We start from the raw sequence: 20,976 nt of genomic DNA, 5'->3' as shown, positions 1-20,976 counted from the left end.
GCGCTTACGTTTGCGTTCGGCAGACAAGGTGCGACTAAAACCTTAACAGATAATAACCCTTAATAAATGCCTTAGCGGAGGGTCGAGCGCGCGCTGTTGGCGAAGCTTGCCGTCACGGGCCGATCTCTTTGAAAGCGCGAAAAAGCCCGCCGGGCCAAGGGCTCGGCGGGCCGGCTTGGGGATGGTTTTCTACCAGTAAACTTGAGCGCGGACTTCGAACAGGTCCGGATGCGCGCTGCTTTGATACCTGCCTTGGAGAGCAACCAAGCCTGGGGGAATAACACCGGCGAATACCGACGACGTCGCGAAGGCCGCCGCGGAGGTTGCGCCCAGCGGCGCGGACCAATGCAGCACATGCGTCCAGTTCGCTTGGAAGTGGAAGCCGTTATCCGGATACCAGTTCAGGCCCAGCGTCGTATTCTCCTGCCGACCGCCGGCGATGCCCGCCTGATTGGCGACGAGCGCGGAGTTCAGCGTGTTCGGCGCGAGGATCGTCGTAAAGCCCAGCATGTTGAAGAGGCCGGAACCTGACCAGCGGCCGCTGTTGAGATTGATCGAGCTGTACCGGGCGGCAAGGCTCACGGCGCCGTAGCCGCCCTTGCTGAGAGGATTGAGAATTTTGACCTGCTCAAAGGAAGCGCCGTTCTTGTCCTTAACGCTATACGCTTCGGCGCGCTCCTCGCCGGTGATATACCACTGGCCATAAGCATAGAAGCCGTTGAAGAACGCCGAAGAGCCGCCCGGCGCAAAGTTGCCGAGGAGCGCCGACTGCAGCAGCTTGTTCGAGCTACGATTGACCTGCATGCCGATATATTCAGCCTGCATCGACAGCGGACCCCAGGCGCCGGCCAGTTCGAAGCCATACTGGAATTCGCTGTTCACGCATTTGCCCGACAGGCCGGTCGTGGTTCCGATAATGCCATTGCCCGGAAGGCCGGCCACCGGGAACGTTACTGTGCTGCAAGAAAGGTCCGGCGTGCCGAGCGTTTGCATGCCGAGGACGTTCGCTTCAGAACGCAGGCGGTTGCCGACGCGCAGCATACGATCGTCGCTGATGCCGGTGGCGTCGTTTGGCTGGTGATAACGGCCGGCGACGCCCAGATGGACCAGTTCATGCTCGGTCTTGAGCGGCGCGTAGGTCAAACGGCCGGTCAGATCGAAATATTGGCCGCCGCCGCGCGGAACCGGCGCCCAGAAGGTCGCCGGAGCGCTGATCAAAGTGGGGTTGTTGATATTGTCCTCGAAGCTCGTCGAGAATACGCCAAATTTGGCCGTCCAGTCTTCGCCACGCGTCGCGACGGTTGCGCCGACATGACGGAATGGCGCAAAACCCTCAACCGACAGCGGACGTTCGATAAAGTCGGTGAATTTCGACGAGTTGAGCGCCTCCAGGCTGAACGGCTCATAGATTGAGCCGACCTGGACCCAGACGGGACCTTTGGTATAAGGAGTTTCGGTGCCGGGAACTTGCAGCCCGAGATAGGCGTCGCGGATGCCGCCCAGCGCGTTGCCGGAACCGGTCGAACCGGCGAAGTCATACTGCAGCTTATAGAACCAGATCTTCGCGGCGACGCCTTCGACCTCGAGACGGACGCGACGGAAACTGGTGAAGCCCTTGTATCCGAAGTTGTTCGGAACGCCGATCGGATAGCTGATGCCGCCGCCATCGACCTGGATGCGGCCGCCGATTTTGAAGCTATAGGCCTTATCCGCGGTTTCCACGAACAAGCCGTTCCTGAAGCTCACGAAGACAGGCGGCGGAGGCGGCGGGCCCGGCGGGCCTTTCACGGTCGCCGCGGTTGCGGCGTTGGCGATGTTGGTCGCGTGCTTGACCTCCGCCTTCTGCTTGGCGACCTGCGCCTCAAGCGCCTGCAGGCGCTCTTTGAGCGCGCGGATTTCGGACGCAGTGTCAGCCGCGGCCGGAGCGGCCGAAGCCGTCGTAAATAAGCCGAACGCCGCGATGGCGAGCGCGCGTTGTCCAACTCCAAGCTTCATAGGTTTAGTCCCCCGGTTAAATCTCGGGGCGCAGTGAAGCCGACGCTGAATGACAGAGCCGTGACAATTAGGGGTTGCAGCTCAGTGTGACATCACAAGAGGCTAAGCCTGTGGCGCCATCGCCACAGTTCAAACGGCCTTCGAAATTGTTTTTCCGACGTTTCCGGCCGCCGTCGCCTGCGCCTTAAGCCTATAAAGTTACTGACTAGTTCGCCGCCAGCGACCCGGCGCCCTCACTCACAAGCCCGCCGCGCGCAGCCGAACCACGCTGATTCCCCCACCGCGTCGCTCAACGCAGATCTTGGTCGCGATGCGCTGTTGCAGCGAATCGACATGGCTGATCACGCCCACGCGCCTCCCCTGCCCCTGGAGAGTCTCCAAAGCGTCTATGGCGACGTCCAGCGTCGCAGAGTCCAGCGCGCCGAAACCTTCGTCGATGAACAGGGTGTCGACGAAGGAATTGCGCCCTTCGAGCCCGGCGAGCGCCAGAGCGAGGGCGAGCGACGCCAGGAAGCGCTCTCCGCCCGAAAGCGAGCGGGTCGAACGGCGCTCGTCTCCCAGATCGCGATCGACGATTTGCAGGCCGAGCGCGCCGGCGTCGCCCGATCGCTCCAGGGCGTAGCGCGGCGCTAGCAACGCCAGACGCAAGTTCGCGAGCGCGACCAGATGCTCCAGCGTCGCCGCCTGGGCGAAACGGCGGAATTTGTCGCCGCTCGCCGAACCGATCGCTTCATTGATCTCGCTCCACAGTCTGCCGTTGGCGCGGGCGTCATTGAGCTCCGCCGCAAGGGCCGCCGCGCGTCCCCGCGCTTCGCCGTCTTTCGCGCGCCGCTCGCGAAGCGCTCCGAGCCGCGCCGACAATTCATCGAGGCGAATTGCGATGTCCTTTTCCTGCGCAGCAAGTTCTTCGCGCGACGTCTGGGCAGGCGCGATGGCGCGCGCGTCGTCAAGGTCCGCCTGCCGCGCCGAGACGGCGGCTTCAGCCGCGGCGCATTCGGCCTCTGCGGCTTGAACCGCCCGACGCATTTCCGCCTGCTCTTCGCGCGACATCACAAGGAGAGGCGTTGCGGTCGCCTCATTGAATCCCGCGGCTCCGAGCGTCGCTAGATAGGCCGCGCCCGCTTGCTCTGCGTGAATCGTCGCGACCTGTTCCGCGCTTGCATGAGCGGTGAGATGCGCATCGCATGTGGCCCGCGCCTGGTGAGCTTCAGCGAGGCGTTCGCGCGCGGCATCGCGCGTCTCAATCGCCGCCTTGTAACGACTCTCCATGCGCGCACGATGCACGGCCGTCGCTTCTCCTTCGAGAAGCCGCATGCGCTCGTCGCGCGCCGCAGCGAGATTCTTTGCGCGCGCCTGATGCTCGGATTTTGCTTCAGCCTCGCGGGCCGAGGCGCCATCCGCTTCTGCGGCAAGGCGCTCAGCCTTCAGGCCGATCTCGGCAAGCGTCGCTGAAAGTTCATCCGATCGGACTTGCGCCTCACGATAGCGGGCACCCGCAGCTTCGAGCAGCCGGCGCACGGACGTCGCGTCGTGGTCGAGATCCGCAGCCGAGACGTCGCAAAGCTGCAGATAAGGCGCAAGCGACCGATCAAGCGACTCGAGACGCTCGAGGAGTCCCGCGCCTTCGGCTTGCGACCTTACGCGCGCTTCGCGCAAAGCTTCCAGCGATTTTGCGAGTCCCGCACGCTCGATTTGGCGCGCGTCGAGCGCCAGACGAATCGCGTCGCGCTCTCCGCGCAGCCGATCCCGCTCTTCACGCAGCCGACGCGTAGCGAGGAGCTTTTGATTACTGGCTTCGCGCATGCTCGCGACTGCTCCCGCCAGTTCTGCGAGCCGCGAAGAAGCAGATGCGACTGAAGTCGGCGGCGCATTTTCACGCGCCAAATCGCGTGCGCAGTCAGCGCGCAGCAATGACGCATATTCCGTCTCGGCGCGCGCGCGGGCGACTTGCGCTTCCGCCGCCCGGCGTGACGCGTCTCGGTGAAGCGCTTGCGCTTCCGCCGCGCGCGCGCTCAAGGCGACGATCTGTTCGTCAATTCTGCGAAGCGTTTGCCGCGACTCGTCTCGCCGCGCGCGCAAGGCGTCGATCAATTCGCTCGCCGCGTAATGCGTTTTGGCGAAGGGGTGTTCACGCCCTCCGCAAACAGGACATGGCACATCATCGCTGAGCGCCGCGCGCAATCGTAAGGCGTGTGGATCCGCCGCCGCGTCCGCCAGTTCACCGAGACGCTCGGCGTCGACGCTTTGCTCCGCATGTTGCGAACGCTTTGCGCGAAGCTCTTCCAGGCTTTGTGAAAGCGCAGCTTCGTCTTGCGCGCAGCGCGCAATGTCCTGATGCGCCGACGCCGCTGCGGCCTCAGCATCGTCATGGGCGCGCGCATATCTGCGCAAGCCTTCTATGAGCTCGGCCGTCCGCGTGAGGCCATCGGCGCGGGCGAACGCCGCCGGTTCATCGAGCGCGACGAGCGCGCGATCACGCTCTTCGATCTGCGCCGTCAGCTTTTCATTAGCCGCTCGATCCTGCGCATCTCGCGAACCAAAATCCGCAAGAGTCGCTTCGCTCCGTTTGTGGTCGGCGATGGCCGATGCAAATGCGCGGTCAGACGCGCGCTTCGCCTGCGAAAGTTCGGCGCGCTTCGTCAGCCATTCCTCGATTTCTGGCCAGCGTTCACTTAGCGGCCGCGCCGGAGCGAGGCGCTCAAGGTCAGCGACCGCCGCCTCTTTCTCGCGCTGGATGCCGGCGAGTCGTTCAATCCTTTCGGCGCGTTCGGCGCGTTTCGTGTCCGCACCGCGGGCGGCATCCTCCGCGACGCTCCGCGCCCTTAATTCCTCCTGCGCCAAATTGGCGAGGCGCGCGTCGAGCGCCGCCGCCTCGGTCCAGATCGGCGCGAAACGCGCGATCTCCGTTTCCGCTACGGCGCACGCCTCTGCCGCTGACCGCGCCCGCGCTTCTTCAACGATGAATTCTTCTTGCGCCGCGTCAGCCTTCGTTCGGGCCTCAATGGCTACGCGCGTCGCATGTTCTTTGGCTTCCTCGGCGCGGCGCATTTCGTCGCGCGGCGCGCGCAGCGGTTCGACGCATGCAAGCGCCGCAAGCGTCTCACGCCACGGCGCCACAGCCTCGAGCCCGCGTAAGGCTACTTCCCGCCCCGACATCGCCTGCGTAAGCTTTACTTGCGCCTGCGCCAGCGCATCGAGTTTTCCGAGCGTCTCAACTGTTTCAGCGCGCTTCACAGCGACCTTCGCGCGTTCCGCTTCGATCGCGAGAAGCTCGGCCTCAATCGAGCTGCGCTCCTCTTCCGACATCACGCCAACCTCGGCGAGGCGGCGTTCGACAAGCGTCGCCGCCTGCTCCGCTTCGCGCCAGCGCTCGTAAGCTCGCCTCGAAAGCGCGCCATAGATTTCGGCGCCCGTGATCTTTTCTAAAAGTTCGGCGCGCTCCTTCGCGTCGGCGCGCAGAAAGGCGTCGAATTCGCCCTGCGCCAAAAGCGCGGTGCGGCGAAACTGGTCGAAGGTGAGATCGGTCAGTTCGACGACGCGGGCGTTGACGGGCTCTATGCCGCTCTCAATCGCCGCGATGATCTCGCCTGTCTCGTCGATGCGCCATAGCGAACGCCCACGCTTTTGCAGCGCGCCCGCCGCTTTGCCGCGCGCGCGTTGAAGATCGCAGCGCGCCCGATAACGCAGCCCATCCTTGCCGATGAAATCCACCTCGGCGAAGCCGCGCCCGGCGCCGCGGCGAAGTATCGCGCGCGGGTCGCCTGGGCCCAGCGTCTCTCCGGAAGGATCAGGCGCCCCTTCGCTTGCGCCGGCTACGACGACGCGCGGGAATTTGTCGTAGAGCGCGAGACAGATCGCATCGAGAATGGTTGACTTGCCAGCGCCGGTTTCCCCGGTGATGGCGAAGAGGCCCGCCGAGCGCAGCGGCTCGCTATCGAAGTCGAGCGCGAAGCCTTCCGCGAGACTGGCGAGGTTGGCGCCTCTGATCGCCAGGATGCGCAATGTCACGCCTCCTGTAGAAGACGCTCAAAACAGTTGAAATGATCGTCCGTCGGGGCCACGCCATGGGCCTGCTCGTAGGCGTCTCGAAACAAATCGCTGGGCTTGCGTTCCGCAAGTCGCAGCGAAGCTGGCGCCGTAAGCTGCGCTTGTGGGCGCTCGACGCTGGTCGAAACAACGCGCAACGGAAATTTTTCGCAAATGGCGTCGAGCTCGGCTTTCAACCCAACGGCCGGCCCATCGACCTTGATCGCGAGATGCGCGAAGGGCCATGCCTCGATCGGCGCCGATGCGTTCAGGGCAAGCGCTTCAAGCGCTGACTCAAGTTCAGCAATGGACAAGGCGCCGCGCGACGGTACGCGCAAATGAGGGACGACACGATTGAAGGCGGCATGTTCGATCGCGATAACGCCGGCGTCATCGATCTCCACGATGCTGACGCCATGCGCGTAATCGATTTCGGTCTTCGACATTGGAATGAGCGAGCCGGAATAGCGGATTGTTTCGCGACCGACCCACTGAGAGCGATGCAGATGGCCAAGCGCGACGTAAGCGACATCGGGCGGAAAGATGTCTGAAGGAACGGCATGTTCGCCGCCGATGAGGATCCGTCGTTCGGAGCCTTCCGATTCGAGCGCGCCCAAAACGTGAAGATGGCCGGTGACGACGAGCGGCGCCGTTCCGATCTCCCGCCGCGCGCTTTCGACCGCTTCACGATAGGTCTCGCGGACGGCGCCGACAGCGCTTTCGCCCGTGATAGGCAAATCCGCCGCGCGCGGATAGGGCAAGGCGAGCAGATGCGCGCCGATGCGGCCGCTCGCATCGCGGATCGGCGAAAGATGCGCACGCGCGTCGAAGGCGCCATCGCGTCGCGCGAAGGCGCCGATCGACATGACATCCGCCATCTCGAACAATGCGCGCGGCGCTTCGAGCCGCGCCGCCGGATCATGGTTGCCAGCAACGAGCGCGATGCGCGCATGCGGACAGGCGGCGCGCAAGTCGCGCAACGTATCGTAGAGCAGCCGCTGCGCATCTGCCGACGGATTGAGGCTGTCGAAAACGTCGCCCGCCACGACCACAGCGTCGACCGCTCGCTCTCTCGCGATGGCGACGAGTTGCGCCAGCGCGGCGCAGTGCTCCGCTTCACGCGACCAACCCTGCAGAGTCGCGCCCAGATGCCAGTCAGCGGTGTGAAGCAGGCGAATCACTCCGTAAGTAGGCAACAGGCGGACAGACCCGGCAAGGCGCGGCGCCACACTAGGCGCGGCGTCCGGATCAATTAATTCGGCGGAAGCAAGCGCATTGGTCGTGGCAGGCAACAGATGATCTTCAATTGATACGCTAGCCACAGTAGTCGAGCTTGGCGCACAGCAAAGCTTATATGCTTGAAATTACATTCGGATTGAAGGCATTATTTGCAAAACAACGATTTCTTTGTGATTTTCCCTCTCGGAGCTCAAGGGTTTACGTCGCCGCCCGCGGATGGCAGGGGCCTTCACAACACTGTCGTCCTGCCTGTAAAATATGCGGCATCGCAAAGGGCTGGACCTTGGCGCGGTCCGCGAGGCCCCTTCTCAATCGGAGAGGCTGCCAGGGTGACCGTTCACTTTCGTCAACAAACTGTTTCGCCACAGGCCTGTCCAGCACTTGTGCTCAACGCCGACTATCGGCCGCTGAGCTATTATCCGCTTTCTCTCTGGGGGTGGCAGGACGCGATCAAGGCAGTGTTTCTTGATCGCGTGAACATCGTTTCGGAATACGACAAGACCGTCAAAAGCCCTAGCTTCGAAATGCGATTGCCGTCCGTCGTGTCGCTCAAGGAATATGTGCGGCCGACGCGTCAGCCGGCGTTCACGCGATTCAATGTATTTCTGCGCGACCGGTTCACCTGCCAATATTGCGGCGAACATGAGGAACTGACGTTCGACCACGTCATTCCGCGATCGAAAGGAGGCGCGACGACGTGGGAAAACGTCGTCGCGGCGTGTTCGCCCTGCAATTTGCGCAAGGGGGACCGCCTTCCGAAGGAGGCGCACATGTCGCCGGCGCAGGCGCCTTATCAACCTTCCATCGCTGATCTTCATCGCAACGGCCGGCTCTTTCCTCCAAATTATCTGCACGAAAGCTGGATGGACTATCTCTACTGGGATTCGGTGCTCGAACCTTAAAATCGCGGCGTTCCCTTCAAGGTGGCTTTCGTGATTCGCCGCATCGTTGTCATGGTTTTCGGCTTCCTTATCGCGGTCGGCGTCGGCGCCATCTTTCTTTTCATTTCCGCGCTTTTCGACCCTGCAACGCGGGAAGCGGGCTTCTCGGCCGCGATGGGCGGCCTATTCGCCTTCCTCGAACAGGATGTGCCCGAGGCCGGATTGAACGATCCTTTCTCGACATTCGGCTTCATCGTTTGGGCGATCATTATCGCCACTTGTGCGGCGCCCCTCGCCGTCGCCGCCTTGATTGGAGCGATTGCCGGCGCACGCTCGCTTATCTGGTATTCCGGTGTGAGCGCGACGCTTGCAGGCGCATCGCCATGGATCGCTCGCGCCGCAATGGGTCTCGATCGCGCTCGCGAAGCGAGCCCGCTCGAATTGCGGATCGCGCTATTGTTCTTTCTCACCGGCGCAGTGGCCGGAGCGATCTACTGGCGCATTGCGGCGCGCGCTTAGTAGATGGCGCGTTCGGAACGCACAATTCGCCGAAGCTAAGCCCACGGGCGTCGAAAGCATCGACGATGTGGCAATGTTGCGATTGTTCGTCCCAGCACGCGAGCGCCATTTCGAGCGGGTCGCATGAATGCGACGTTCCTCACGCCAATGCTTGGCGCCCCAAAATCCCCTGATTTTCTTGGACTCTGAAGGGAGCCAGGATTGACGCCCAAAGCCGGAAATGCTCATAACCTGACATGGCAGACTACCATTCTCTGATCGCCAGGGCGGTCGCCGCTCTGCCGCAGTCGACGCCTGACACGCGCCAGACGGTTTATGAACGCGCCCGCAAAGCGCTGTTCAATCAATTGCGCGGCATCCAGCCGCCGGTCGCAGAAGCCGATATCGCCGCAGAAGGTCGCGCTCTGGAAGAAGCAATCAAGCGAGTCGAGACCGAGCACGCTGCAAAGGACGCGCATGCGCCGCGACCGCAAACCACAACGCAACGCGCCCAACAGCTCGCGAGAACCGCCAAACCCGCCGCGCGCGCCACAATCGAAGACGAAGACGAATCTTGGCGAAAGACGCCGTCTTCCCACGCCGCAGGCGAAGAAGAGGCCTTGCCCCGCGAACCGCAAAGGCCTCCGGCGCCGTTGCCGCCCGCGCCGAAACCGCAGCGCTCGAAGCGCCTCATGTTTTCGATCGCCGGCGTCGTCGTCGCGCTTGTCGCAGTCGTGGGAACGCTTGCCTGGCAACTGCGTGAACGGCCGGAAGATTTGGAGAAGCTGAAACCGGAGCAGTCGAGCGCCAGCGGACCTGAAGCCGGGAAAATCGACGATCGCGTGGGCGCCGGAGGGGAAACGGTCAAAACGCCGCCCCCGCGCGCTCCGGCCGTGCCTGTGGCGCAAAAGGCGGAAATGTGGGTCGGCTCACTCACTGAACCCACAAAAGTCGACAGGATCTACAACGGTTCCGCCGTCTGGCGGCTTGAGAACGTCGGCGGACCTGGCGAACCCGTGGGATCGGCAATCCGCGGCGACATCGATATCCCCGACGCGAAACTGAAGATGACGCTGCTGTTTCGCAAGAACACCGACGCGACGCTTTCCGCCTCGCATACCATCAACGTGTCGTTCAAGGTTGCGCCCGGCAGTCCAATCGGCGGCGTTAAAGCGATCGGTCCCATTCAAATGCGCCGCTCCGATGCGCAGTCGGGGGAAAAGGTCGCCGGGATTCCCGTGCCAATCACCGAGAACAATTTTCTCATCGGTCTGATGCGCGGCGACCGCGAGTCGCGCAATCTTCTCTTGTTGCGGTCGCTGATGGCTATTGATCTGCCGATGCAGCTCGCCGATGGGCGCGCAGCGACGATCAATATGGAAAAAGGCCCGTCCGGCGAACGCGTTTTCGCCGACGCTATCGACGCGTGGGGGAAGTAAATCCTAAAGCCCGCTTTAGGTTTGTGGCGACGAATTCATCACATGACCAGCGTCAGTTTCTTCGCCGCCCGAGTCACGCCCGTATAAAGCCATCGCGCCCGATGCTCGCGGAAAGCGAAGGATTCGTCGAAAAGCGTCACGTCGTCCCATTGCGAGCCCTGGGCTTTGTGCACGGTGAGCGCATAGCCAAAATCGAACTCATCTGAGTCCTTGCGCAACGCATACGGCACGTCGCTTTCGGCGCCGAATAATTGCGGAATGACCGCGACGCGCTGAAACTTTACGCCTTCGCCTTCTTCCGGCGTCACGAGCATTCTGACCTTGCCGCGGCGCAGTGCGCCGGCGCTCTTCACCGTAAACAACGCGCCGTTTAAAAGCCCCTTCTTGCGATTGTTGCGCAAGCAGACGAGCTTCTCGCCAGACTGCGGCAAGTCGCTGGTAAAGCCGCGCAGCTCACGCAGGCGCGCGTTATAGGCGCGCCTGGTCTTATTCAATCCGACCAGCACCTGGTCTGCGCCGGTGACGAGCGCGGGATCGAGCGAGTCGCGGCGGACGACTCGCGTCTCTCCAAAGACGCCCTGCTCAACGCCCACGCCTGTGCGGATCGCCATTGAAAGGCGAATAATTGGATTGTCCGCCGCCTGACGATGCACTTCTCTCAGCATCACGTCAGGCTCGGCTTCGGTGAAGAAGCCCCCGCCTTTGACTGGCGGCAATTGCGCCGGATCGCCGAGCACGAGAACTTTTCTGCCGAAGGAGAGAAGATCGCGGCCGAGCTCTTCGTCGACCATCGAACATTCGTCGATGACGATGAGCTTCGCATGCGCCGCGTCGCTGTCGTCGTTGAGAACGAAGGAAGGCTCTTCGGTCTCCGTATCGGTCGCGCGATAGATGAGACTGTGTATCGTGCGCGCGTCCTTGCATCCCTTGGAGCGCATGACCAGCGCCGCCTTGCCGGTGAAGGCCGCAAAGGCGACGTCGCCGTCAACTTGTTCAGCGAGATGGCGCGCAAGCGTCGATTTGCCGGTTCCAGCGAAGCCGAAAAGGCGAAACACCTGGGGCGCGCCGGGCGTTTGGAGCCAGCGCGCGACGGCGATCAGCGCTTGATCCTGTTCGGGCGTCCAGAGAGGCATGGGCTGCGGAGTCGAATCGAGACGTCACGATGGCGGAGGCGCCGCCAACGAACAAGCGCCAATATTTACGTTAGGCGCTGAAGCCCGCGATCAACAGCGCGCCGCCAAGCGCAAAGGACACGAGCGCGAAAACTGGATAGCGCTTCTCGTAGCCCATCTTAGAGAAGATATCACGCACGGTCTGTGGCGGCAAAAATAGCGTCAACACGCCGCTAATCAGCGTGAGCCAGCCGACAAGCGAAACGAGCGCCGCGGCGGCATCGCTCCAAATGTCATGTCCGATCACGATAGCAAGTCCAATCGCAAGCCGTATCATACCGATAAAAGCGATGGCGACCGGCTCGCGCGAGATGCTCTCGATCATCTGCAGCGCCACGTCCCTGCGGACCAGCATCCAGGCGGACATGATCAGAGCGTAAGCGCCGATCAGCTTTGCAAGAAAAAGAGTTAGCGGCGTCATCAACGCCTCCTTGCGGAACGGCTTTATACCGCCGAGGAATGGCGGGCTGGCGAAGTCTGCAAGTAAGCGTCAAAAGCGGCGGCGACAAGCCGAACGAAAGGCTTTCCGCGTTCGGTGACGTGTACCTGCCGTCCTTCCATGTTGACGACGCGGTCGTTCCACAGCGCGTCGAGCGACGACTGGGCCGCGTCAAAAAAATCTTCCGCATAGCCGTGGCGCACAGCTAGGGCGCCATAGTCGACCTCGAAATCGCACATCAGCCGTTCGATAAGATCGGCGCGGGCGATATCTTCGCGCGAGCATTCGACGCCGCGCGTCGTGGCGAAACGTCCTGATTCTATCGCACGCCGCCAGCCCGCGAGATCGGTCGCGTTGCCGACGTATCCTTGCGGAAGACGCCCGATCGACGAGACGCCAAACGGCAACAGCGCATCGGCCGCGTCGATCGTGTATCCTTGAAAATTTCGGCGCATGCGCTTTTCGCGCGCGGCGATCGCCAGCGGATCGTCCGGGCGCGCGAAATGATCGAGCCCGATCGCCTCGAAACCTGCGTCTTCGAGCGTATCGCGCACGGCGGCCGCCTGCGCTAGCCGCTCGCCGGCGCCGGGCAGCGCGGCCGCGTCAATCAGCTTCTGGTGCGATTTGAACCAGGGCACATGCGCATAGCCAAAGACTGCGAGCCTCTGCGGGTCGAGCGACGCGGCAAGCGAGGCGGTGCGCGCTGCGTCTTCGACGCTCTGCTTCGGCAGTCCGTACATCAGATCGAAATTGATCGCCGTGATCCCGGCGCCGCGCAGCAATGTCACGGCGCGCGCCACCGTCTCATAGGGCTGTATACGGCCTGACGCCTCCTGCACATGCGCGTTGAGGTCCTGCACGCCAAGCGAGGCGCGGTTGACTCCGACGGCGGCAAGCGCCTCGACGAGGTCGGCGTTCAGAATGCGCGGATCGAGTTCGATCGCGTGCTCCGTCTCGTCGGAAAGTTCGAAATGGTCACGCAGAACTGAAACGATCGCCGTGAAACGTAAAGGCCCAAGAATGCCAGGCGTGCCGCCGCCCCAATGGATGCTCGTGATGTGCCGTGCGCGCGTCGCATCGGCCATTAGAACGATTTCGCGCTTGAGCGTCTGCGCGTACGACTCAAGCGGCGCGTCCTGGCGCACGGCCTTGGTGTGACAACCGCAGTAAGCGCAGATCGCCGTGCAGAACGGCACGTGGAAGTAGAGGGAGAGCGACGCATGCGGGTCGAGACTCATGAGCCACATCCGCGTCTCGCCATCGCCAATTGACTTGGAAAAATGCGGCGCGGTGGGGTAGCTCGTGTAGCGCGGCGCGGATCGTTCAGCCAAAGCCAGCGACGCTGGGTCCATTCTTTTGACTCCCTCGCCGCCTCGCGGCGTGGCTCAAATTGATAGCGCGACGCCGCTTGCCGCGCAAAAGCGACACCTGCCGCACTTTGACGCGGGCCTCTCGCGAAATCGGCTTGGCCGGTGGCCGCGAAAAAGGCAAACTGCGCCCGATTTCACAACGAGTGGGGAGTAATGGCGCAAATGGCGATGTTTTTCTGGCGACGGCCGCACTTGCTGGGGTTCTGCCTTATCGCCGCTGCGAGCGTCTCCGCGCCGCTCGCGCTTGCCGCCGGGGCGACGGATGCCGGCGGCCGCTATTCAATTCTCCGCGAAGGAGACAAGGACACGGGCTGCATGCTGACGCTCGACTCGCGCGTGCGCGGCCGCGCCGGATTGAAAGCGCAACTCGCTCCGGCCTGCCGCGACAATGGCGTCGTCATTTTTGATCCGATCGGCTGGGGACTCGATCGGGGACGTCTCGTGCTCACCGCCCGCAAGGGGCACAAGGCGCACTTCGACAAGGACGCCTCCGGCGTCTGGCGACGCGACGCCAAGGAAGGAAAGGCGCTCGGTCTCAAGCCGCTATAACGAGAAAAAAGCCTCCCGGATTGCTCCGGGAGGCTCTACGCCCGTCGCCGTGCGAGAGGGGCGGGGTGCCGGCGACGGATAGCGTGACGCGATCGTCGACTAATTGCAGACTCGTACCCGGCGATAGTCGACGACCTCGCCCCGCTGACCAGGAATAGGCTCCCGTAGGAAACGGCACTCGCCGTATCCATAATAAGCGTCGGAGTGATCGGGCCAGGAACCGACGTTAGGCGCAAACCATGCCTCCGTGCCATCGTCGAAAGGGTCATAGCCGTGACCAAAGCTTTCGCTTCGACAGGGAGCGCAGCTGCGACGCCCCTCGTCTTCCCACGCCGCGGCCGTAAGGGCCGTGAGCGCCAGAATGAAAGCGAGGGCGAAAGGCTGTCGCGACATGTCTAGCTCCGATCCCCGGAAACGCCGGTCGTCTCCCTGCGCTTAACCCGCATAACATGGCGCAAGCCGTCTGAACTGGACATGGCCGCGGCATTCATCCGTCAGTCAGCTTTGCGGCAACGGCACGGCAATTGATTTTACCTGTTTACATTCTGGCGGCGCCGCCCGAACGCGTATCATATTCGTCCAAATCAATCATTTTCTTACCTGGGACGTCCCAAAAAGGGACACCTCACGAATATTTCTTTAACCTGCCCGGCGGACCAATTTCCCGAAAAAACAGTGTGCAACCTGCCTTCAGCTGAGGAGCGGCCAGATGGCCGGCGTTAGCACGCAATCTGCAGAATAACGTGATATTGCGCTAGTTTGCGTCAAATTGGAACGCGCGGATGTCGTCGAAGCTTATGCGCATTGCGCTTTCGGCCACGCTGGGCGCTCCGGAGCAAGCAGGCTCCGACGCAAGTTCGCGCAATCCCTTCGCCGGCAAGCGGTAAGTCAAGGCTCCGCTTCGGCCAAAAACTGGGGATTAGAGCGCTAATGTCGATCGCCAACCCAAAAGAAATGATGAAGCCCTTCGTCGCATGCGCCAATGGCGAGGACGTCGAACATGAAGCGTCGTCGCAAGAAGGCGGTTCGCGCGGGACTCTCACGCGCGAGGACATTGCGCTGGCCATCCATCGCAGGATCGAAGGCATGTCCCGCAGGGAAGCCAAGCGCCTGACCGACCTTGTGCTCGAGGAGATGGCGGCGACGCTCGCGTCCGGCGAGTCGCTCAAGCTGCACGACTTCGGGTCTTTCCTGGTGCGAACGAAACGCGAGCGCGCCGGTCGCAATCCACGCACTGGCGAGCCTGTGCCGATCGAAGCGCGCCGCGTCATCACCTTCAAGGCGTCGCCGAATATGAAAGCCGCCATCAACGGCAAGCTTCCGCTGACCAAGGTCAAGAAGCGCGCCCGCGGCCGCCTTGCGCGTCAACATGCAGGCGCCGACCTCGTAAGAGCGTCGGCCCCGTGAATTCACGGTAGTCCGCTCTCCTCCCTGTGAGCGGACCTGGGGCCCGATCGTTCGCCGTACGCCCCGGCGGACAATCGGGCCCTCTATTTTTAGGGCAGGGCGGCGCGATTGAGCTTGCCGTTGGCGTTGCGCGGAAGCGCGTCGAGAAACACGACCGCTCGCGGACATTTGTAGGCCGCAAGATGCGTGCGGCAGTATTCGAGGACTGACGCTTCGTCGTGCTTCGCGCCGTCGCGTGTCACGACATAGGCCTTGATAATCGTAGCGGTTGCGTCGCGGCCCGGCCGCTCCGCCGCCGCAGCCTCGACAACGCCGCTAATCTCAAGCAACCGCTTCTCGACTTCGGCGGGCGAGACCCGATAGCCTCCAGCGTTCATGACTTCGTCGGCCCGGCCGTGGCGCCACATGTAGCCGTCAGCGTCAAACTCGACGAGATCGCCGGAGACGAACCACTCGCCACGAAATGACTCGCGTTCCTCCTCCGGACGATTCCAGTAGCCGAGCATCATTCCAGGGTCGTCACGACGCACGGCGAGCAAGCCTGTTTCGCCCGGCCCAAGGGGGATTTCGCCGCCCTCCTGCGGCAGGTTCGCGACCACCCTGCCCGGCTGCGGCTTGCCGGGCGAATCCGGACGCACCGGCGTTGTCGGTCCGCTGGAGACGAAAGTCGAAATTTCGCTCATGCCAAACGCTTCGAAAATGTCCTTGCCCGTACGCGCGCGCCAATCCGCGAGCAGGCTCGAGGGCAGCGCTGCGCCGGCGGAGAGCGCGTGACGCAGACTCGAAAGATTCGCGCTCTCCGGCGCGCCATATTTGAGAATCTGCCGAAAGACGCCGGGCACGGCCGCGAAGATCGTCGCGCGATAGGTTTCGATCAGACGCGGCCACGCTGCAGGGTCAGGATGGCCATTGTAGAGGACCGCGCTTGCTCCTGCCGACAGCGGATCGACGACGCCGACGCCAAGCGTGTAGGTCCAATTGATTGCGCCGGCATGCAGCATCACGTCGCCAGGACCAAGGCCCGTCCAATGTTCCCGCATCGGCCTGCGGCCCCAGGCGGCGCGATGAGCATGCAACACGCCTTTGGGCCTACTCGTCGTGCCGGAGGTGTAAACGAGATAGGCGGGATCTTCGGCGGCCGTGTCGACGTAGTCGGGCATAGGCGCGCTTTCGGCGAGCCGCGCCAGATCGGCGCCGCGCAGAACATAGAAGTCGCCGCTATGCGGCTCGCTTTCGAAGGATGCGCCGAGCGCCAGCACTGAGGCGCCGCAATCGCGCGCCATGAACTCGGCCTCCTCGAAGGTCAGCTGAGAGGATGCGAGGAGCGCCACATAGCCGGCAGCGATCGACGCGAAATAGGCGAGCGCCGCATTGGCCTCATTGCCCATACGGATCATCACGCGGGCACCCTGCGGCAGGCCGAGGTCGCGCAGGCCCGCCGCCAGGCGTCGGACTTTCAGATCGAGCTCGCCATGACTCCAGCGCTGGGCGCCGGCGTCGCCGACAATGGTTAGCGCCGTTGCGTCGGGCCGTAGCCGCGCATTTTCGGCGAGGCAATAGCGGGCGAGATTAAAGCGCGGCGGAACGGGTTCGAGCATGGCGGAAGCATTCGAAGACACGCCATCTTCTTGCATTTGACGCCATACCGGGGCAAGTCCGACACGCGGCGCGGCGTATGTCCGCTATGGTTCACGAGGATTAAGGAGAGCGCGCTGATGTGGTCGCGCCAAGGTCTATCGAGCCATCGATCGCGCCAGTCTCCGCGCGTGCGCTATCGTCACTGGATCTTCAAGCTTCCCATCGCGCGAAATTACCGGGGGATGGTCGTGGGACGAACGATCCTCTTTAAGGGCGACGAGTCGGAAGTTTCACAGACGCTCTTTCAGCATGAGCTCATTCATCAGGAGCAGATCGATCGACACGGCATCGCGCGCTTCTATTTCATCTATCTTCGCGACTATCTGGCGAACCTATGGCGTTTGCGCAATCACGACGCCGCCTATCGAAATATCCCGTTTGAAAAGGAAGCTTTCGAACGCCAAAGCGAAACGGGCGAAGACGACGATCGACGGACATGATCCGAGCGTTGTTGAGCCAAAGACGCGCTATCTAAGAAACAAGCGTTTCGCGGGAGGATCAATTGCAGACTCGAAGCGTTCATCGACGAATACCGGCTGACCTTTCCGATCGGCGTCAATCGGGCGGAAGGCGTGGTCCGGCCTGTTCGCCCTGGCAAAACTTGGCCTTTTGGTTTTGCTTCGCGTCGTCATAGCGGCTCTTCATTGTGTCATTCGCGCCATAGTCAAGCGTAGAAAGACTCAAACAAAAGATCTTTTGCGCCTCTTTTCTCAACAGGTTCAATATAATTGAAAAGATTTCCAATGTGTTGTTCAAGCTGTTGACGAAGGTTTTTCAAGGCAATACTCAATCGAAAATTTGGTCGGACTCTGGCGGCGACCGGCTCACTTTCTTGCCCTGAGGCCTCTCGTAACCAAGTCGATCTCACACATGAAGAATTGGGAACGCGTCCGAGCCAGCATTTTCGTGATCGCTTTTCTCTCCGCCGATCCTTCAGCGTATGCACAGCAGGCGCTCCCAAGGATCGATGTCGGCGGAAGGAAAAAGACCGTCGCACATTCCTCGACGCCGCGCGCGACGCACGCGGTCAATGCCGCTCCGGCGCCGGCCGTCCCCTCACTCGAACCTACGCCCTTTGTGCCTCAAGGTCAGACTCTGGGGGGCGGGCCCAGTGGCGTTGTGGGGTATGTGGCTCATGGCACTTCAACGGCGACGAAGACGAACACGCCGATCCTTGATATCCCGCAATCCATTACGATCCTCACCAAGCAGCAGCTAGAGGATCGAGGCTCCTTCAGCATTCAGCAGGCGCTCACTTACGTGCCGGGCGTGACAGTCACCGGAGGCGAAGGCAACAAGGACGCGATCACCATCCGTGGCCAGAACACTTCGGCCGACTTTTTCAGGGACGGCGTGCGCGATGACGCGGAATACTACCGCGATCTGTACAACATCAAGGCGGTCGAGGTACTCAAAGGACCAAGCGCCCTGATCTTCGGCCGCGGCGGCGGCGGCGGCATCGTCAACCGCGTGACCAAGAAGGCTGATGGCGAGACGATCCGCGACATCCAGACGAGCTTCGGCAGTTTCGGCCGCAAACGCGTAACCATTGATTTCGGCCAGGCGGTTTCCGATACGCTCGCGGTGCGTCTGAACGCGCTCTATGAAAACTCATACGGCTTCCGCAATTTCTTTCAGCTGGAACGCTATGGCGTAAATCCGACAATCACCTGGAAGCCACAACAGAATACTTTCATTACGTTTAGCTACGAGCATTTCCACGACTTGCGCACCAATGACCGCGGCGTTCCTTCGGTCGGCCTCGGCTCGTATCTGGATGGGTTCCCAATTGGCCTCGCCAGTTCTTATCCAGGATATCCAGCCTTCACTCCAAACTACACGTTCTTCGGAGACGCCAATCCAGAGGCGAAGAAGAACAACTATTCGAAGGCGGACGTTAATTGGGTCGACCTTTACTTCGAGCACAAGACCGATTTTGGACTCGAAATCCGCAACCACACGGTCTACGCCAATTATCAAAAGCGTTACGCGAACACCTTCCCCGGCGAGAATGTCCTTCTCTTCGAAGGTCCGCCCGGCGGCCAGATGGAGATAGAGGGTTATCTCCACAACACGCCGCGTCGGAATCTCTTCAACCAGACGGATCTCATCTACCGCTGGCAGATGACTCCCGAGATTCAGCACACATTCCTAGTTGGCGCGGAAGTCGGAAATCAGAAGTCTGCGAGCGAGCGCAATCTCTCCTGCTTTGGCACGCCGGATAATAATTTCGCTATCACCTGCGATGGCAGCGCCGTCGCCGTTGATGCGCCCTTCCTGGCGCCGACAATTTACTATCCGATGATCTATGGCGACGGGCGCGAGCGCCGTTACACAAATCTCATGCTGGCGTCGGGCTATGTTCAGGACCAGATCGCGATCACCAAACACATCGATGTAATCGCCGGCGTTCGTTTTGATCGTTTTGACTTGAACTTCCGCGGCGCTGATTTTCCGCTGCCCCCCGGCGCGGACCCCGCCGGCCAGGCCGCAGAACAGGCGGAGGGCGAAATCGTTGATACGATCAATCAGACCATTCGAAATGTAACAAACAAATTGTCGCCGCGGCTCGGTCTTGTCGTCAAACCGAACGAAGACTTATCGTTCTACGGCGCTTATTCGCGCTCATTCCTGCCTGCCTCCAGCGACCAATTCGTCGTGCTGACGCCCTCGCTCGCGGCGCTGGCGCCCCAGGGCTTCCAGAATTTCGAAGTCGGCATGAAATATCAGATCACGCCGCTGCTTCTGCTCACCGCGGCGCTCTATCAGCTCAACCGGACAAATCAGCCGGTTACGGTCAACGCTTTCAACGCCGTCGCCGCGAATACCAGGACAAGGGGTGGAGAAATTGGGCTCGTAGGCTTTGTCACCGATCAGTGGCAGGTTTCCCTGGGCTATGGTCATCAGTCCGGTCGCGTGTTGAGCGCGAACGCCTTTCCCGATCCCGCCGACCCTTTCCTGATCTTTCCGGGAAAAGTGACGCCCAACGTCCCGCGCGACACATTTTCATTCTGGAACAAATACGACGTGTCGCCGTTCTTTGGCGACCGACCGGGCGTTCTTGGACTAGGCGCGGGCGTGATCTACAACGCAAAATTCTACCCTGCAATTGACAATGCGGTCGTGGTGCCGGGCTATGCTCGGATGGATGCGGCGGCCTTTTGGAAAATCACCGACGCAATCTCTGCGCAGCTCAACGTGGAGAACCTTCTCGGCGCGCGCTATTTTGCGGCCGCCAACAACAACAATAACATCATGCCAGGAGCGCCTCGTTCCGCCTTTGTGACCCTGAACGCAAAGTTTTGATCCAGGGGATTACGGGCGCGCCGTGACTCGCTGTCGCGAGAAGACGGGCCGATTTCTGTCACCATGCCACGCTATGAAATGCGTAAAACCGCCAACGGCGATACTCATCGCCTGCGACGGCCAGATTCGTCATCATGGCTTCGGACAAGAGGATGACATGGCGCTCGGCGCCATCATCGGAACGCTGCTCGCGGAACCCACGCCCGCTTGAATCCTATCCGGCGCGCCGTTCAATCTCTTCCATATCGGCGTCGGTCAATCCGAAATGATGGCCGATCTCATGCACAAGCACATGGGTGACGATTACTTCGAGCGTGTCCTCGCTATCAGCCCAATAGTCGAGTATCGGCCGCCGATAGAGCCAGATCATGTTGGGCTGCTCGCCCGTCTCCGAGAGATGAGCGCCAAGCGTCAAGCCGCGCCCGCGAAAGAGACCCAATAGATCGAACTCGCTTTCGCATTGCATGTCGTCGAGCGTTTCCTCGTCGGGAAAATCCTCGACGCGAATGACGAGTCCTTCACAGAGCCGCGTAAAGCGGTTCGGCAAAGCCGCATAGGCCGCATCAGCGAGCGCTTCGAAATCCTCGAGCGTCGGCGGTTTCAGCCGGCTCCATTGCTGTTCCGTCATAGTCAGCTCGTCGCGACGCGCGAAACCGCGCGACTGCCCAGGAACAATCGGCGGACTGCAATGTTCAGGCAAGGGTATTGTTGGAGGAGACCTCTCATGAACAAACTATTGATCGCGGCGCTTGCGCTTGGCGCAGCTGGCTTCGTGAACTCCGCAATTTCGGCGCCCGCCATCGCACGACTCACGCCTGGCGATGAAGCCCTCACGCAGAAGGCGGACGATCGCGACCGGGACTTGAAAGACGATCAAAACGACCATCCCGGCTATTGGGGCAGAAATCCCTCATGGCGCGACACACGTCCCTGGAGCGACGACGAGTGGCGCCGCGGCCGTGATTGGGATGACAACCGCCCCGGCATGGACGATCACGACTAGGCCGGCGTAGGCGT

18 protein-coding genes are annotated in these 20,976 nt (G+C 61.7%); 9 read left to right on the top strand and 9 right to left on the bottom strand.

The annotated features are described in order from the left end of the window. Window positions 1-189: 189 nt before the first annotated feature. The 3 genes from FEV16_RS04455 to FEV16_RS04445 all read right to left on the bottom strand — a co-directional run bounded on the left by FEV16_RS04455 (window position 190) and on the right by FEV16_RS04445 (window position 7,343). Window positions 190-1,995 (bottom strand): porin, encoded by a 1,806-nt coding sequence (locus FEV16_RS04455; RefSeq protein WP_138166344.1) that lies wholly within the window; start codon window positions 1,993-1,995, stop codon window positions 190-192. A 237-nt stretch (window positions 1,996-2,232) separates the two neighbouring features. Beyond that, a complete protein-coding gene (locus FEV16_RS04450; protein ID WP_138166343.1) occupies window positions 2,233-6,003 on the bottom strand; it encodes an AAA family ATPase in 3,771 nt (1,256 codons plus the stop codon). Further along, the gene (locus tag FEV16_RS04445; protein WP_246657166.1) at window positions 6,000-7,343 is read right to left on the bottom strand and encodes an exonuclease SbcCD subunit D; all 1,344 of its coding nucleotides are present in this window, start codon (window positions 7,341-7,343) and stop codon (window positions 6,000-6,002) included. The genes FEV16_RS04450 and FEV16_RS04445 overlap by 4 nt, the downstream gene beginning before the upstream one ends. Before the next feature lie 246 nt (window positions 7,344-7,589). Between FEV16_RS04445 and FEV16_RS04440 the strand changes: the two genes are divergently transcribed. The 3 genes from FEV16_RS04440 (at window position 7,590) to FEV16_RS04430 (ending at window position 10,078) form a co-directional block, all read left to right on the top strand. Next, entirely contained in the window at window positions 7,590-8,162 is a 573-nt protein-coding gene (locus tag FEV16_RS04440; RefSeq protein ID WP_171015123.1) for an HNH endonuclease, read from the top strand. A gap of 21 nt (window positions 8,163-8,183) precedes the next feature. Further along, entirely contained in the window at window positions 8,184-8,660 is a 477-nt protein-coding gene (locus FEV16_RS04435; RefSeq protein ID WP_246657165.1) for a hypothetical protein, read from the top strand. 236 nt (window positions 8,661-8,896) lie between these two features. Then, on the top strand, window positions 8,897-10,078 hold the full coding sequence (locus FEV16_RS04430; RefSeq protein WP_138166342.1) for a hypothetical protein: 1,182 nt from the start codon (window positions 8,897-8,899) through the stop codon (window positions 10,076-10,078). Between the two features lie 38 nt (window positions 10,079-10,116). On the opposite strand, the gene FEV16_RS04425 is transcribed toward FEV16_RS04430, so the two are convergent. From FEV16_RS04425 to hemN, 3 genes are all read right to left on the bottom strand, one after another. Next, window positions 10,117-11,211 (bottom strand): AAA family ATPase, encoded by a 1,095-nt coding sequence (locus tag FEV16_RS04425; protein ID WP_138166341.1) that lies wholly within the window; start codon window positions 11,209-11,211, stop codon window positions 10,117-10,119. Between the two features lie 70 nt (window positions 11,212-11,281). Further along, entirely contained in the window at window positions 11,282-11,671 is a 390-nt protein-coding gene (locus tag FEV16_RS04420; protein WP_138166340.1) for a hypothetical protein, read from the bottom strand. 23 nt (window positions 11,672-11,694) lie between these two features. Next, the gene (hemN, locus tag FEV16_RS04415; RefSeq protein WP_138166339.1) at window positions 11,695-13,041 is read right to left on the bottom strand and encodes an oxygen-independent coproporphyrinogen III oxidase; all 1,347 of its coding nucleotides are present in this window, start codon (window positions 13,039-13,041) and stop codon (window positions 11,695-11,697) included. Window positions 13,042-13,221: 180 nt separating this feature from the next. On the opposite strand from hemN, the gene FEV16_RS04410 reads away from it, so the two are divergent. Further along, complete coding sequence (locus tag FEV16_RS04410) at window positions 13,222-13,608, top strand: AprI/Inh family metalloprotease inhibitor (protein WP_138166493.1); 387 nt, start codon at window positions 13,222-13,224, stop codon at window positions 13,606-13,608. Between the two features lie 99 nt (window positions 13,609-13,707). On the opposite strand, the gene FEV16_RS04405 is transcribed toward FEV16_RS04410, so the two are convergent. After that, on the bottom strand, window positions 13,708-14,001 hold the full coding sequence (locus FEV16_RS04405; RefSeq protein WP_138166338.1) for a hypothetical protein: 294 nt from the start codon (window positions 13,999-14,001) through the stop codon (window positions 13,708-13,710). A gap of 537 nt (window positions 14,002-14,538) precedes the next feature. Between FEV16_RS04405 and FEV16_RS04400 the strand changes: the two genes are divergently transcribed. After that, on the top strand, window positions 14,539-15,015 hold the full coding sequence (locus tag FEV16_RS04400) for an integration host factor subunit alpha (RefSeq protein ID WP_138166337.1): 477 nt from the start codon (window positions 14,539-14,541) through the stop codon (window positions 15,013-15,015). An 89-nt stretch (window positions 15,016-15,104) separates the two neighbouring features. Here FEV16_RS04400 and FEV16_RS04395 read toward each other — a convergent pair whose 3' ends face one another. Beyond that, window positions 15,105-16,613: an AMP-binding protein gene (locus tag FEV16_RS04395; RefSeq protein WP_138166336.1), complete on the bottom strand. Its 1,509-nt coding sequence runs from the start codon at window positions 16,611-16,613 to the stop codon at window positions 15,105-15,107. Between the two features lie 117 nt (window positions 16,614-16,730). Between FEV16_RS04395 and FEV16_RS04390 the strand changes: the two genes are divergently transcribed. The 3 genes from FEV16_RS04390 to FEV16_RS04380 all read left to right on the top strand — a co-directional run bounded on the left by FEV16_RS04390 (window position 16,731) and on the right by FEV16_RS04380 (window position 20,170). Then, window positions 16,731-17,093 carry a hypothetical protein gene (locus FEV16_RS04390; protein WP_138166335.1) on the top strand — a complete coding sequence of 121 codons (363 nt, stop codon included), beginning with the start codon at window positions 16,731-16,733 and terminating at the stop codon, window positions 17,091-17,093. A 430-nt stretch (window positions 17,094-17,523) separates the two neighbouring features. Further along, window positions 17,524-19,959, top strand: a complete 2,436-nt coding sequence (locus FEV16_RS04385) for a TonB-dependent siderophore receptor (RefSeq protein WP_138166334.1) — start codon at window positions 17,524-17,526, stop codon at window positions 19,957-19,959. A 73-nt stretch (window positions 19,960-20,032) separates the two neighbouring features. After that, window positions 20,033-20,170 (top strand): hypothetical protein, encoded by a 138-nt coding sequence (locus tag FEV16_RS04380; RefSeq protein WP_348639965.1) that lies wholly within the window; start codon window positions 20,033-20,035, stop codon window positions 20,168-20,170. Window positions 20,171-20,173: 3 nt separating this feature from the next. On the opposite strand, the gene FEV16_RS04375 is transcribed toward FEV16_RS04380, so the two are convergent. Continuing rightward, window positions 20,174-20,587, bottom strand: a complete 414-nt coding sequence (locus FEV16_RS04375; RefSeq protein ID WP_138166333.1) for a metallopeptidase family protein — start codon at window positions 20,585-20,587, stop codon at window positions 20,174-20,176. Window positions 20,588-20,683: 96 nt separating this feature from the next. Here FEV16_RS04375 and FEV16_RS04370 point away from each other — a divergent pair, with 96 nt between their 5' ends. Further along, window positions 20,684-20,962: a hypothetical protein gene (locus FEV16_RS04370; protein WP_138166332.1), complete on the top strand. Its 279-nt coding sequence runs from the start codon at window positions 20,684-20,686 to the stop codon at window positions 20,960-20,962. The last annotated feature ends 14 nt before the right edge of the window (window positions 20,963-20,976 follow it).

It is taken from the genome of Methylocystis sp. B8 (assembly GCF_005771425.1).
Taxonomy (GTDB): Bacteria; Pseudomonadota; Alphaproteobacteria; order Rhizobiales; family Beijerinckiaceae; genus Methylocystis.
The sequence above is the reverse complement of the archived record's forward strand: the minus strand, read 5'-3'. Positions and strand labels throughout refer to the sequence as shown.